16 protein-coding genes are annotated in these 14,402 nt (G+C 30.1%); all 16 read left to right on the top strand.

Annotated elements, in window-relative coordinates; all coding sequences use genetic code 11:
• Positions 1-30: 30 nt before the first annotated feature.
• Positions 31-615, top strand: coding sequence for a rubrerythrin family protein (locus JYG23_RS06445; protein WP_207237666.1), 585 nt, complete (start codon positions 31-33; stop codon positions 613-615).
• A 130-nt stretch (positions 616-745) separates the two neighbouring features.
• Positions 746-1,723 (top strand): biotin--[acetyl-CoA-carboxylase] ligase, encoded by a 978-nt coding sequence (locus JYG23_RS06440; RefSeq protein WP_207237665.1) that lies wholly within the window; start codon positions 746-748, stop codon positions 1,721-1,723.
• Positions 1,724-1,793: 70 nt separating this feature from the next.
• Positions 1,794-2,576 (top strand): enoyl-CoA hydratase-related protein, encoded by a 783-nt coding sequence (locus JYG23_RS06435; protein WP_207237664.1) that lies wholly within the window; start codon positions 1,794-1,796, stop codon positions 2,574-2,576.
• Between the two features lie 305 nt (positions 2,577-2,881).
• Complete coding sequence (locus tag JYG23_RS06430; RefSeq protein ID WP_207237663.1) at positions 2,882-3,769, top strand: sulfide/dihydroorotate dehydrogenase-like FAD/NAD-binding protein; 888 nt, start codon at positions 2,882-2,884, stop codon at positions 3,767-3,769.
• A complete protein-coding gene (gltA, locus tag JYG23_RS06425) occupies positions 3,769-5,151 on the top strand; it encodes an NADPH-dependent glutamate synthase (RefSeq protein ID WP_207237662.1) in 1,383 nt (460 codons plus the stop codon). The genes JYG23_RS06430 and gltA overlap by 1 nt, the downstream gene beginning before the upstream one ends.
• Before the next feature lie 190 nt (positions 5,152-5,341).
• Entirely contained in the window at positions 5,342-6,004 is a 663-nt protein-coding gene (locus tag JYG23_RS06420; RefSeq protein WP_207237661.1) for a Crp/Fnr family transcriptional regulator, read from the top strand.
• 89 nt (positions 6,005-6,093) lie between these two features.
• Positions 6,094-6,483, top strand: a complete 390-nt coding sequence (locus JYG23_RS06415; protein ID WP_207237660.1) for a NusG domain II-containing protein — start codon at positions 6,094-6,096, stop codon at positions 6,481-6,483.
• Between the two features lie 15 nt (positions 6,484-6,498).
• A complete protein-coding gene (locus JYG23_RS06410) occupies positions 6,499-7,041 on the top strand; it encodes a Gx transporter family protein (protein WP_207237659.1) in 543 nt (180 codons plus the stop codon).
• A gap of 24 nt (positions 7,042-7,065) precedes the next feature.
• A complete protein-coding gene (locus JYG23_RS06405) occupies positions 7,066-8,106 on the top strand; it encodes a hypothetical protein (RefSeq protein WP_207237658.1) in 1,041 nt (346 codons plus the stop codon).
• 76 nt (positions 8,107-8,182) lie between these two features.
• Positions 8,183-9,226: an FAD:protein FMN transferase gene (locus JYG23_RS06400; RefSeq protein ID WP_242631645.1), complete on the top strand. Its 1,044-nt coding sequence runs from the start codon at positions 8,183-8,185 to the stop codon at positions 9,224-9,226.
• Positions 9,227-9,490: 264 nt separating this feature from the next.
• Entirely contained in the window at positions 9,491-10,840 is a 1,350-nt protein-coding gene (gene murC / locus JYG23_RS06395) for a UDP-N-acetylmuramate--L-alanine ligase (RefSeq protein ID WP_207237657.1), read from the top strand.
• 16 nt (positions 10,841-10,856) lie between these two features.
• Entirely contained in the window at positions 10,857-11,339 is a 483-nt protein-coding gene (gene tsaE, locus JYG23_RS06390; RefSeq protein WP_207237656.1) for a tRNA (adenosine(37)-N6)-threonylcarbamoyltransferase complex ATPase subunit type 1 TsaE, read from the top strand.
• Positions 11,311-12,003, top strand: a complete 693-nt coding sequence (gene tsaB / locus JYG23_RS06385) for a tRNA (adenosine(37)-N6)-threonylcarbamoyltransferase complex dimerization subunit type 1 TsaB (RefSeq protein ID WP_207237655.1) — start codon at positions 11,311-11,313, stop codon at positions 12,001-12,003. The genes tsaE and tsaB overlap by 29 nt, the downstream gene beginning before the upstream one ends.
• On the top strand, positions 12,003-12,458 hold the full coding sequence (gene rimI / locus JYG23_RS06380; protein ID WP_242631644.1) for a ribosomal protein S18-alanine N-acetyltransferase: 456 nt from the start codon (positions 12,003-12,005) through the stop codon (positions 12,456-12,458). The genes tsaB and rimI overlap by 1 nt, the downstream gene beginning before the upstream one ends.
• A gap of 18 nt (positions 12,459-12,476) precedes the next feature.
• Positions 12,477-13,289, top strand: coding sequence for a M15 family metallopeptidase (locus JYG23_RS06375; RefSeq protein WP_207237654.1), 813 nt, complete (start codon positions 12,477-12,479; stop codon positions 13,287-13,289).
• A 2-nt stretch (positions 13,290-13,291) separates the two neighbouring features.
• On the top strand, positions 13,292-14,308 hold the full coding sequence (gene tsaD / locus JYG23_RS06370; RefSeq protein WP_207237653.1) for a tRNA (adenosine(37)-N6)-threonylcarbamoyltransferase complex transferase subunit TsaD: 1,017 nt from the start codon (positions 13,292-13,294) through the stop codon (positions 14,306-14,308).
• The last annotated feature ends 94 nt before the right edge of the window (positions 14,309-14,402 follow it).

The raw sequence follows: 14,402 nt of genomic DNA, 5'->3' as shown, positions 1-14,402 counted from the left end.
ATAGGGATATTTTTTATTTGGGGGGATAAAATGAAATCTTTAATGAATTCTGTAACAGCAGAAAATTTGATAAATGAATTTAGAAGAAGAACACATTGCCAACAAAAATATTCAAATTATGCTGCTATTGCAACTGAAGAAGAATATTTAGAAATAAGCAATATGTATAAAAAAATGGCTAAAAATTGCAATGAACATGCAAGAATTATAGCAAGATTTTTGTTATGCAATGGATATAATGCAGACGAAATATGTTCATTGACTCAAATGCCTATATATTGTGCGGATACTTTAACAAATTTACAAACCACCGCTAGAGATGAGGCGGTTAATGCAATGAGTATTTATCCTGAATATATAAAAACAGCTTATGATGAAAACTATTTGGAAGTTGCTATAATGCTATATAATATTTCAAATGTTGCTGAAGAACATGCTAAAAGGTGTTCTAGTAAAGTAAACATGATACAAAATAATACTTATCTTAGAAAAAAAGATGTTAAGAAATGGGCTTGTAATAGATGCGGATATGTTTATGTAGGATGTGAAGCTCCAAACATTTGTCCATTATGTGTAAATGGAAAAAAATATTTTGAGTTATTGCATGAAAATTAAAACAATTTAGCCTTTTTGCTAAATTGTTTTAATTTTACTGTCTATTATTTTGTATTTAATTACTAATGTTGTACAAAATAATTTATTATGTTATTATAAGCTTTGATAAGATTTTGTTCGGAGGAATAAAATGAAAGACAAAATAATAGATTTATTAAAAAATAGCAATAATGAATTTGTTTCCGGTGAAGAAATAAGCAAGCACTTAGGTGTTACAAGAGCTGCAATATGGAAACACATCAATGCTTTGAAAGAATCAGGTTATAAGATAGAGTCAGTATCAAAAAAAGGATATAGGCTTATAGGTTGTCCTGACATTTTAACATACGAAGAAATTAAAGAGCATTTAACTACTAAATTTATAGGTAGGAATATAATACATTTTGATAATTTAGATTCTACTAATACATATGCAAAAAGTATAGCAGATACATTGGTTGGTGAAGGTCATGCTATAATAACTGAAAAGCAACTTAATGGAAGAGGAAGACTAGGTAGACAATGGATTTCTCAAAATAGTAAAGGTATTTGGATGAGCTTGATTTTGAGACCAGAACTCGATATATTTGAAGTATCAAAAGTAACTCAAGTTGCTGCAGCAGCAGTGAATATGGCATTTAGAGATATTGGAGTAGAGTCGAAAATTAAATGGCCTAACGATATCATAATTAATGATAAAAAAGTTTGTGGAATTTTGACAGAAATGAATTCTGAAATTAATATTATCAATTATATCGTTGTAGGTATTGGAATAAATGTAAATAATGATTTAGATGATTTTTCATCTGAAATAAGTGATATTGCAACATCAATCAAAATTGAATCGAAAAAATATATAAAAAGAAATGAATTAGTAGCTAAAATATTTAATAACTTTGAGATTTTATATAATGATTTTGTTGACAAAAAGTTTTCAACTGCACTAAATATCTGCAAGGATAATTCATATGTACTTAATAAAGACATAAATATAATAAAAAATGGTGAAGTCACATCAGCAAAAGCAATAGATATAAATGAAAGAGGTGAACTTGTTGTTAAATATGAAAATGGAAGTATAGACAAGGTTTTATCAGGTGAAGTTTCTGTTAGAATTAAAAAAAATTAATCAGATTATGGTGAATTGTGTTATAATGTAATTAATAAAATATAGTAACTATATGAAAGGTGGATTTGATATGTCAAATTATAATTTTGTAAAACTTGAGAAAAAAAACAATATAGGGTATGTGATTATAAATAGGCCAGAGGCTTTAAATGCACTAAATCAAAAAGTTTTGAGTGATATTATGGGAGCATTTAATGAAATACGTAAAGATGATGATATTAAAGTAGTTATTCTTACAGGTGAGGGAAGATCTTTTGTAGCTGGAGCTGATATAGCACAAATGAAAGAACAAGATATGCTAGACGGTAGAGAATTTATTGTTTACGGACAAAGCGTTATGAATGTGTTAGAAAATTTTGATAAGCCTATTATTGCAGCAGTAAACGGGTTCGCACTCGGTGGTGGATGTGAGCTTGCAATGTCTGCTGATATTAGAATTGCATCTGTTAAAGCTAAATTTGGACAACCTGAAGTAGGTCTTGGAATAATTCCAGGATTTGGAGGAACACAAAGGCTTTCTAGACTAATTGGAAAAGGAAATGCTAAGTATCTAATCTATACAGCTGATATTATAAATGCTGAAGAAGCATATAGGATGGGATTAGTACAAAAAATAGTAGAACCGGAAAAACTTATAGAGGAATGTGAAAATATAGCAAACAAAATAATTGGGAAAGCACCTGTAGCAATAAAGATGGCTAAAAAATCAATAGACAATGGCTCAAATGTAGATATAAATACTGGTGTAAATTATGAAGCAGAGGCGTTTGCTACATGTTTTGCAACAGATGATAGAATAGAAGGAATGACAGCTTTCTTGGAAAAAAGGCAAGCTAATTTTAAAAATATTTAAAAAATGAAGGTAGATTTAGAATCTACCTTTTTTATATACTAGGAAAGTTCTACGCCTAGTATATAAAAACGAGGTTTGCAAGGGACGGGACTAAGGGAGGTACTCAATAAAAATGCTTATGATATAGGCATTTTTATGCCTAAGGGTGACATATGTCACCCCTAGATGAGTAGCTTCGCAACTTTTTTAATAAAAAAAATATAACTACTTGAATACAAATGTTTTAAGTGCTATAATGAAACCGCTGTTTATTATAATAAAAAATCAAGTTATACTTAGTGTATATTTATACGGAGGTAAGAAATATGTTTAAGATAAAAAAGGCTAAACAACTATCTGATATTATATTTCAAATGGAAGTTGAAGCTCCACACATAGCTAAATCATGTAACCCAGGTCAATTCTTAGTTGCTAAAATTGACGAGAAAGGTGAAAGAATACCTTTAACTATATGTGATTATAATCGTGAAGAAGGTACTGTAACAATAGTTTTCCAAATTATTGGTGCATCTACTGAAAGAATGTCTAAATTACAAACGGGAGACTACTTTAGAGATTTTGTAGGTCCTTTAGGAGTTCCATCTGAATTTATAAGTGAAGATATTGAAGAATTAAAAAATAAAAAAGTATTATTTGTAGCTGGTGGGGTTGGTACAGCTCCTGTATACCCACAAGTAAAATGGTTCCATGAAAAAGGAATGAAAGCAGATGTAATAGTTGGTGCTAAATCTAAAGATATATTAATTCTTGAAGATGAAATGAAAGCTGTAGCAGGCAATTTATATATTACAACTGATGATGGTTCATATGGTAGAAAAGGTTTAGTTACAAAAGTAATTGAAGATTTAGTTAACGAAGGAAACCATTATGATGTAGTTGTTGCAATAGGCCCAATGATTATGATGAAATTCGTTTGCATGACTACTAAGAAATTAGGTATAAAAACAATAGTAAGTATGAATCCTATCATGGTTGACGGAACTGGAATGTGCGGAGCATGTCGTTTACAAATAGGTGATGAAATTAAATTTGCATGTGTTGATGGACCAGAATTTGACGGACATTTAGTTGATTTTGATGCAGCAATGAAAAGACAATCAATGTACAGAACACAAGAAGGAAGAGCTTTATTAAAAGAGCGTGAAGGAGCTACTCACCACCATGGTGGTTGTGGTTGTGGAGGTGACGAATAATGGATGCTTTAAAAAGAGTTCCTGTAAGAGAACAAGATCCAAAAGTTAGAGCTACTAACTTTGAAGAGGTTTGTTTAGGATATAACTTAGAAGAAGCTATGGAAGAAGCAGGTAGATGCTTGAACTGTAAAAATGCACAATGTGTTAAAGGATGTCCAGTTTCTATAGATATTCCAGGATTTATACAACAAGTAAAAGTTGGAAATATTGAAGAAGCAGCAAGAATTATTGCTAAATCATCTGCATTGCCAGCAGTTTGTGGACGTGTATGTCCTCAAGAATCACAATGTGAAGGTAAATGTATTAGAGGAATTAAAGGAGAACCAGTTTCAATAGGCAAATTAGAAAGATTTGTTGCTGACTGGTCTAGAGAACATGGTTTCGTTCCTGAAAAACCTGAAACTACTAATGGTAAAAAAGTTGCAGTTATAGGTGCTGGACCAGCTGGATTAACATGTGCTGGAGACTTAGCAAAAATGGGTTATGAAGTTACTATATTTGAAGCTTTACATGAACCAGGTGGAGTTTTAGTATATGGTATTCCAGAATTCCGTTTACCAAAAGAAAAAGTAGTACATGCTGAGATAGAAAATGTTAAAAAATTAGGTGTTAAGATAGAGACTAATGTTATTATAGGTAAATCAGTAACAATAGATCAATTATTTGAAGAAGAAGGTTATGAGGCTATATTTATAGGATCAGGTGCAGGACTTCCTAAATTTATGGGAATACCAGGGGAATTAGCAAATGGTGTATTTTCAGCAAACGAATATTTAACAAGAAGTAATTTAATGAAAGCTTATAAAGAAGATTATGATACACCAATTATTGCTGGTAAAATAGTAGCAGTTGTAGGTGGCGGAAATGTTGCTATGGATGCTGCAAGAACTGCAAAAAGACTTGGTGCTGAGGTTCACATCGTATATAGAAGAAGTGAAAAAGAATTACCAGCAAGAGCTGAAGAAGTTCATCATGCTAAAGAAGAAGGTATCATTTTAGACATATTAACAAATCCAAAAGAAATTTTATCTAATGAAAATGGTTGGGTAAGTGGATTAAGATGTGTGAAAATGGAACTTGGCGAGGCAGATGCATCAGGAAGAAGAAAACCTATTGAAATAAAAGATTCTGAATTTATTTTAGAGGTTGATACAGTAATAATGGCTCTTGGAACTTCTCCAAACCCATTAATATCTTCAACTACTAAAGGTTTAGATTTGAACAAGCGTAAATGCATAATTGCAAATGAATATGGAGAAACAACTAAAAAAGCTGTTTTCGCTGGTGGAGATGCTGTATCAGGTGCTGCAACAGTTATTCTAGCTATGGAAGCAGGTAAAAAAGGCGCTAAAGGAATACATGAATATTTATCAAATAAGTAATTAGCTACAATAATTTATATGAAAATTATAAGCGCTAATTTAAAGTTACCTAATTATAATATACTTATAAATAGGTAACTTTTTTGCTAATAATTAATGTTTATTATTTTAATAAAGAATATTTTAAAATGTGTATTATTTATTCAAAACATCATAAATTATTATTGACTAAAAATATGAGGTGAGCTTTATGGAGAAATTTTTATCAAATTGTCTACCGTTTTGGGCACAATTAGCGGAGGATGATAAACAGTTAGTAATGCAAAATATAAAGCAAAAAAAAATCAGTGAAAATAATATTGAAAATAACGTTGATGTTAAGTGCGAAGGATTAAACATAGTCAAAACTGGTATGATTAGGGCTTTTATAAACTCCGATAAAGGACAAGAAATTACATTATTTAGGATTACTAATAATGAAATATGCGTATTCAGTATTATTTGCATGATAAAACAGTTAGACGTAAACATTAATATAGAAGCAGAAAAGGATTCTACTGTTTATGTTATACCAATATCAATATATAAAGAAATAAATGAGCGTAATGATTATGTAAATAAATTTACTTATGACATAATTTCATCTAGGTTAGTAGATGTAGTTAGTATATTTTCTAACTATGCTTTTATGACAGTAGAACAAAGATTAGTTTCAGCACTATTGCGATATAGTAGTTTGAATTTAAATAATTGTGTTATTATAACTCATGAAAAATTAGCTAAGGACATAGGCTCAGTTAGAGAAGTAGTTAGTCGAATTTTAAAGCAGTTACAATTAAGGAAAATTGTTCAATTAAGTAGAGGAAAGATAGAAATTATAGATAAAATTAGGCTCAAAAAATTTTTTGATTAATCTGTATGTGATATTTGTTACATACAAATGAAAACTTAAGTTTTATACTGTATATGCTTGTTGGATAACAAGAAGGGAATTTTTATTTTATGAAATTAGTAAATAAAAGAGATATTGTCATAATTTTTGCTGTTCTAATGATGGCACTTTTAATTTATATTATGCGGTTAAATTTTTCACAAACCAAATTACCAATAGCAGAAATATATTACAATCAGGATTTGGTAATGACTGTAGATTTAGATAAAAAAATTGATAAGACATTTAGTATACCTCAAAATAATCATGTAGTATTTCATTTGTTTAAGGATGGTTCAATTTGTTTTGAAGAATCGGATTGTCCTGATAAAGTCTGTATACGTTCAGGTAAATTAAGACGTGTTGGGGAAAGTGCAGCTTGCTTACCAAATAAAATTATACTTAAAATTGTACCTAAGCATTCTCGTAGTAAAGATGACTTAGATATGATTGCTAGATAATAAGAGGTAAAGTTTATGAAACAAAAAAATACAGGATTGTTAGGTTTAAAGCCTAATAGTACAAAAAAATTAGTTATAACAGCTTTATTATTTGCAATTGCCTTGATACTTTCAGTAGTTGAAAACATGCTTCCACCTTTGCCTATACCTGTACCTGGCATTAAATTTGGTTTAGCAAACATTGTGGTTATGTATACACTGTTTTTTATAAACAAGTCTACTGCGATTATTTTAGTTGTTTTAAAAGCCTTGTTTGGTGTTATGACTAGAGGGGTAGTTGCTGGAATGTTAAGCCTTTGTGGAGGTTTGATGTCTGTTTTAGTTATGATATTGCTAATTAGTATATTCAAAGATAAAATATCCTATTTGATTTTGAGCATTTTTGGTGCTGTATTTCATAATATAGGACAATACATAGCAATTTCTATAATATATGTGGGTATGAACTTATTGTTCTATTTACCAGTGTTATTAATTTCAGGAGTATTAGCTGGAATTGTAACATCGACATTATTAAAGTTTATTTTGCCTTTCTTAAATGGGTTGGGTTTTAAATAAAAAAAATTATTCTTGGAGGAAATTATGAAGAAGAAAATTGCATTAGCATTAAGCTTGTTATTTGTTTTAACAATGCTAGTTGGGTGTGGTTTGGAAAATGATGCAAAAGATACAAGTGCAAACAACGATTCAAACGTTGAAAGCGTAAAAACTGGTTTAGGTATTATAACAACTTTGGATAAATCTAGAGAACCAGAAGAAGATACAGATGGAATGGCACAAGCAGATTCAGTTGTTGCAGCTGTTACTGTAGATTCAAATGGTAAAATAGTTAAATGTGTTATAGATACAGTTCAATCAAAAATGGAATTTTCTAACGAGGGAAAAGTTGTAACTGATTTAGCTACGACATTCAAAACTAAGTTAGAATTAGGAGCAGATTATGGTATGGGTAAAGTATCTGCTATAGGTAAAGAATGGAATGAACAAGCTCAAGCTTTAGCAGATTTTGTTGTTGGAAAAACAGTAGAAGAAATCAAAGCTATATCTGTTGACGAACAAGGTGTTCCTACTGATGCTGATTTAACTTCATCAGTTACAGTTAAAATTAATAGTTATGTAAATGCTATCGAAAAAGCTGTTGCTAATGCTCAAGAATTAGGAGCTGAATCTTCAGATAAATTAGGATTATCAGTAGTAACTACTATGAATAAATCAAGAGATGCTGAAACAGACACTGATGGACAAGCTCAAGCTTACTCTACATACTCTGTAATTACTACAGACGCTGATGGAAAAATTTCAAGCTGTGTAATAGATGCTTCTCAAGGAACTGTAACTTTTGATGCTACAGGAAAAATTACAGCTGATTTAAATTCTCAAGTTAAATCAAAAGTTGAATTAGGAGCAGATTATGGTATGGGTAAAGTATCTGCTATAGGTAAAGAATGGTTCGAACAAGCTGATGCTTTTTCAAAATATGTAATAGGAAAAACTCAAAGTGATGTTCAAAACATTGCTTTAGAAGAAAATGTTGCTACAGATGCAGATTTAACATCTTCTTGTACAATGAAAGTAAATACAATGATTAATACAATAGTAAAAGCTATTGAAACAGCAAAATAAATTAAACAATTTTTAAAAATAACGAGTGCAGAAATAACTGTACTCGTTTTATCTAGTATGGTAAAGGGGTTATATATTGAGAAATATACTAATTAAGAGCTTAATAGTATTAATATTACTTACCTTATTTACAGGATGTAATAACAGCAAAATCAGTAGATACCAGGCAGAATTTTTAAATTTATTTGATACAGTAACAACAATAATAGGATACGCACGCGATGAAAATGAATTTAAAGAATACTCACAGTTTATTCATGATGAATTGGAAATATATCATAAATTATATGATATTTACAATGATTATGAAGGTATTAATAATATTAAGACAATAAATAAAAAGGCGGGTATTGAACCTGTTAAAGTAGATAAAAAAATAATTGATTTACTTGTTTTAGGAAAGAATTTATACAATGATACAGATGGAAATGTAAATATTGTTTTTGGTAGTGTTCTTTCTATATGGCATGATTTTCGTGAAGATGGTATTAACAATCCAGAAAGTGCTAAAATTCCAGATATAGATGTCTTGAAGGAAGCTTCAAAACATGTTGATATAAATAACTTAATAATTGATGAATTAAATTCAACTGTTTATTTAAAAGATAGCAAAATGCAAATTGATGTTGGAGCAATTGCAAAAGGTTTTGCAACTCAAAGGGTGGCTGATGATGTATATAAAAAAGGATTTGTTTCAGGAGCACTTAGTGTAGGTGGAAATATTTGTACTATTGGAATAAAGGCAGATAATGAGCCATGGAAGATAGGTATACAAAATCCCGATATGAGTAGCGAACAGAAAAATATTAAATTAGTTTCATTAGAAAACAAGTCATTAGTTTCGAGTGGAAATTATCAAAGATACTATGTGGCGGGTGGAATTAAGTATCATCATATCATTAACAAAGATACATTGATGCCATCTAATTATTATAAATCTGTATCAATTCTTTGTGATGATTCTGGACTTGCAGATGCATATTCAACAGCTGCTTATAACATGCCTTTAGAAGATAGTATGAAGTTTATAAGTGAATTGGAAAATGTAGAAGCATTGTGGATACTAAATGATGGTGAAATTAAGTATAGCGAAAATTTTGAAAATTACTTAGCTGAATAATTTAGTATTATATAAATTCAATAAATTACTTAGCCTGTTTAACTAAATGAGTTGAATAGGCTTTTGTTATAAACCTAAAAATTTTAGAATTGTCTTCAGATAGCCATATTAATTTGAGATATTGTCAAGCTAAAAGGTAGTTTGAATTTAGATGTTTACAAAATAATAAAATAATTATATAATAACACCTAAGATAATCAATAGAAACATTGTGGTTTGTAAGCATAGACTATATTAATATTATTGATTTATAGGAGATATTTTATGAATAAAGGTATAAAACATATATATTTTATTGGAATTGGTGGAATAAGTATGAGTGGTTTAGCAGAATTTATGCTGCAAAATGACATACAAGTCTCCGGTTCGGACAGAAAGAATTCAAACATAATAGAAAAACTAAAAGAAAATGGTGCAAAAATATATATTGGTGAAAATGAAAATAACATAACACATGATATTGACTTAATTGTATACACATCTGCAATATCAGAAGATAACCCTGAATATGTTAAAGCAAAAATACTTAGAATTAAAATGATGAATAGAGCTGAATTCTTGGGTAGAATAATGAAAGAGCATAAGAATTCTATTGGTGTTTCAGGAACGCATGGTAAAACTACAACAACTGGTATGCTTTCACAAATTTTTGTTAATACTGATTTGGATCCTACAATATTTTTGGGTGGAGAACTTAGTGTTATTGACGGAAACATTAGAATAGGTCAAAAAAATTTATTATTAACAGAAGCTTGCGAATATAAAAGAAACTTTTTAAATTTCAATCCAACGATGGAAATAATTCTAAACATTGATGAGGACCATCTTGATTATTACAAAGATATAAAAGATATTGAATCTGCTTTTGTAGAGTTTGGTCATAAATTGCCAACAGATGGGTTGATTGTAGTTAATGAAAAAAATAAAGACTTATTTAAAAATATGAAATGCAGAGTAAAAACATTCGGTTTAAGTAAGAAATCGGATATTCATGCTGATAATATTAGCTACTTGCCATATCCTAAATTTACTGTAGTATATGATAACAAAGATCTATGTGAAATTGAGCTAAGTGTATTTGGTGAACATAACATACTTAATTCTCTTTCTGCAATTGCAATAGCTTTAGATTTAGGAATAGATATTTATACAATAAAAAAAGGTTTGAAAGATTTTAGGGGAACTAAAAGAAGATATGAGCTAAAGGGACATAAAGATGGAGTAGCAATAATTGATGAGTATGCTCATCATCCAGAAGCAATTAGAGCAACTTTGACTTCTGCCAAGAAATGTACCAATGGGAAAGTTATAACAATTTTCCAACCGCATACTTATACAAGAACTAAAGCATTATTTGAGGATTTTGCAAAAGTATTTGCTTTAACTGATTACGTAATTATAACAGATATTTATGCAGCAAGAGAAAAAGATACAGGCTTAGTTCATTCTAGAGACTTAGTAGAAAGAATAAAAGAATATAATAAAAATGCATTTTATGAGAAGAATTTTGATGATGTAGCCGCACTTGCATTGAAATTTGCAAAACATGGTGATATAATTATTACTATGGGTGCAGGAAATGTCAATGAAATAGACGACATTTTATTAAAATAGCATGTTTGAGGTAACTATGAAGATAATATCAAGAAAATTACAGGACACAGATAAAATTGGACAAATAATAGGTGAAAACCTTATAGGTGGAACTGTAATATGTTTAGAGGGTGATTTAGGTGCTGGCAAAACAACACTAACTCAATCTATTGCAAAAGCTCTTAATATAAATGATTATGTAACAAGTCCAACATTTACTATCATTAAAGAGTATAATGGAAGATTGAAATTATATCATATGGATGCATATAGATTGGAATCTGAAGATGATATGTACGACTTGGGATATGACGAATATATTTACTCTAATGGGGTATGTATTATTGAGTGGGCAAGTAATATATTTAACTTAATACCAAAACATGCAATAACAATTACAATTAATATTGATTATGAAAAAGATATTAGAGAGTTTGATATTGTAGGTGAAGGATTACAGTTTGAAACATTAAAAAAAGGATTAGAAAATTATGAAAATACTTGGAATAGAATCTGCTAGTATAACTGCTTCTTGTGCAGTTGCAGAAAATGATATATTATTGTGTGAGTATTCACAAAGTTTTAATAAAACACATTCTGAAAAATTGATGCCGTTGATTGTACAATCTCTAGAGGATAATTCAATACAGCTTGATGATATACAATATGTTGCAATTTCAAAAGGCCCTGGTTCATATACTGGCTTAAGAATTGGTGCATCAATAGCTAAGGGGATTGCATTAGCTAAAAATTTGCCAATAGTTGCAGTTCCAACTATGAAATCTTTAGCATGCAATGTATTGGATTATAATAACTATATTGTGTCAATTATTGATGCAAAAGGAAATAGGACATACGCTGGTATATACAAGTGGGATGGCGATAAGCTATGTACAATTAAGGAACAATTTCCAACGGATATTGAGGACTTGATTGATGTTATCAATTCATTGGGAAGTGGAGTTGTTGTTAATGGAGACGGTAGTGTAGTATATAAGGATATATTAAGTCAAAATGTTAAGGTGCCAATTAAATTTGCACCGCAAAGATTTAATATTTTGAAAGCATCATCAATTTGTTATGTTGCATATCAAATGATTTTAGATGATAAGGTTATAAAAAGTTTTGAGTTTGCACCTGAGTATTTAAGACCATCACAAGCAGAAAGAATGTGCAAAGGATAATGAAAATTATTATTAGACCTATGGAACAGGGAGATATTGACGATATTGTTAAGGTTGAAAACAATTCCTTTTCTACTCCTTGGTCAAGGGAAGCATTTACAAAAGAACTGTCAAATCCTATGGCTTTGTACTTGTGTGTAGTATACGAAGAACATGTTATAGGATATGCAGGGTTATGGAAAATATATGATGAAGGTCATATAACAAATGTAGCGATTTTAAGTACGTTTAGAGGCCATGGTATATCAAAGCTACTTATGAAGGATATGATCGAAATGTCAATTGAAAATAATATAAATAGGCTTACTCTGGAGGTAAGAGAATCAAATTTAGTTGCTTTAAATTTATATACTAAGCTTGGATTTGAAAATTGTGGAAAAAGACCAAAATATTATTCTAATCCTACAGAAGATGCTATTATTATGTGGAAAGAATTAGGAAATGAGGCTAGTTAAATGTATAAGATTTCGAAAATGAAAATATTTTTATTAGTATGCTTAATATTAGTTTTAGTTTTTATAAATGCATGTGGAGATAGGGGTACAAAAGATAACAATATAGTTATTAAGGACAGCGATCGAGATACAAATAATGTAAATGTAGGAAGTAATGATAATAAAGACGATAATGAGAACGAAGTTGTAGGTAGTAATGATAGTAAAGATGATGAAGCTGTAGTTGAAACATTCTTAGATGAAAATAATGTGGTTACCAATGTTGAATCAATTGAAGTTGTAGTAAATAAACAGCGTAATTTAGATGAAAAATATGTACCTGAAGATTTGGTTACCCTAACTGATGTACCAACATGTTTAGCAAATCCTGAGGTTAATCAGTTAAAAAAAGAGGCAGCTGATGCGTTAACAGATCTTTTTGAAAAGGCAAAAGAGGAATTAGATATACAGCTTTATGCTAGGTCAGGATATAGGTCGTATAATACACAAGTATCATTATATAATGGATATGTTACTAACCATGGACAAGAAGCCGCTGATACATTTAGTGCAAAACCAGGTCAAAGTGAGCATCAAACCGGGCTTGCTATGGATATAACTAGTGAAACTGTTAATTTACAGTTAACTGAAGATTTTGGTGATACTGATGAAGGCAAATGGATTAATGAAAATTCATATAAATATGGTTTTATAGTAAGATACCCTAAAGGTAAAGAAAGTATAACAGGATATATGTATGAACCTTGGCATATAAGATATATAGGTAAGGAACTTGCCAAAAAGGTTTATGAAAGTGAATTAACTCTTGACGAATATTTATTTGGAGAATAGAAATGGAAAATAAGAATATAAACATACTTGCAATAGAATCATCTTGTGATGAAACTGCAGCAGCAGTTGTACGAAATGGTAGAGAGGTTTTTTCTAACGTTATATCAACACAAATCGATATTCATAAAAAATATGGTGGTGTTGTACCAGAGGTAGCTTCTAGAAAACATATTGAAAATATAGATACTGTTATTAAGGATGCTTTAGATGAAGCTAACGTTGGAATTGAAGATATAGATGCTGTAGCAGTGACATATGGTCCGGGTCTTGTTGGTGCTTTGCTTGTTGGTATAAATACAGCAAAGGCTTTAGCATATGCTTGGGAAAAACCATTGATTGGTGTAAACCATATAGAAGGTCATATTAGCGCTAACTATATAGAAGACAAAACCTTAGAACCTCCATATATGTGCTTGGTTGTATCAGGTGGACATACTCATTTAGTTTATGTAGAAAGTTATAATAAATATGAAGTTATGGGAAGAACTAGGGATGATGCTGCTGGCGAGGCTTATGACAAAATAGCTAGGTGTTTGAATTTAGGCTATCCAGGAGGACCAAAGGTAGATAAACTAGCTAAATCGGGAAATAAAGATGCTATACATTTTCCTAGAGTTATGCTTAAGGATGATACTTTGGATTTTAGCTTTAGCGGATTAAAATCTTCTGTACTAAACTACGTAAATCGATCAAAGCAAAAAGGTGAAGAAATTGTATTTGCTGACGTCGCTGCATCTTTTCAAGAAGCTGTTGTTGATGTGTTAGTAAATAAAGCAATAAAAGCAGCAAAAATTAAAAATTGTAAACAGGTGGCATTAGCAGGTGGAGTTGCATCAAACTCTAGACTTAGGGAAGTTTTGAAGAATGAATGCGATAAAAATAATATAAAATTTTACAGACCATCGCCTATCCTGTGTACAGATAACGCTGCAATGATAGGTAGCTGTGCATATTTTAAATTTTTGAACAAAGAATTTGTTGGGTATGATTTAAATGCAGACCCAAATTTGGACATTTAATATATAAATACAAAAGAATGTTAATAATTTATCCACATGTGTTAATAAAAGAGGATAAGTTGTAAAAATACAGAAAAAATTATCCACATGTTGT

This window comes from Sedimentibacter sp. zth1 (assembly GCF_017352195.1).
GTDB lineage: Bacteria > Bacillota > Clostridia > Tissierellales > Sedimentibacteraceae > UBA1535.
The sequence above is the reverse complement of the archived record's forward strand: the minus strand, read 5'-3'. Positions and strand labels throughout refer to the sequence as shown.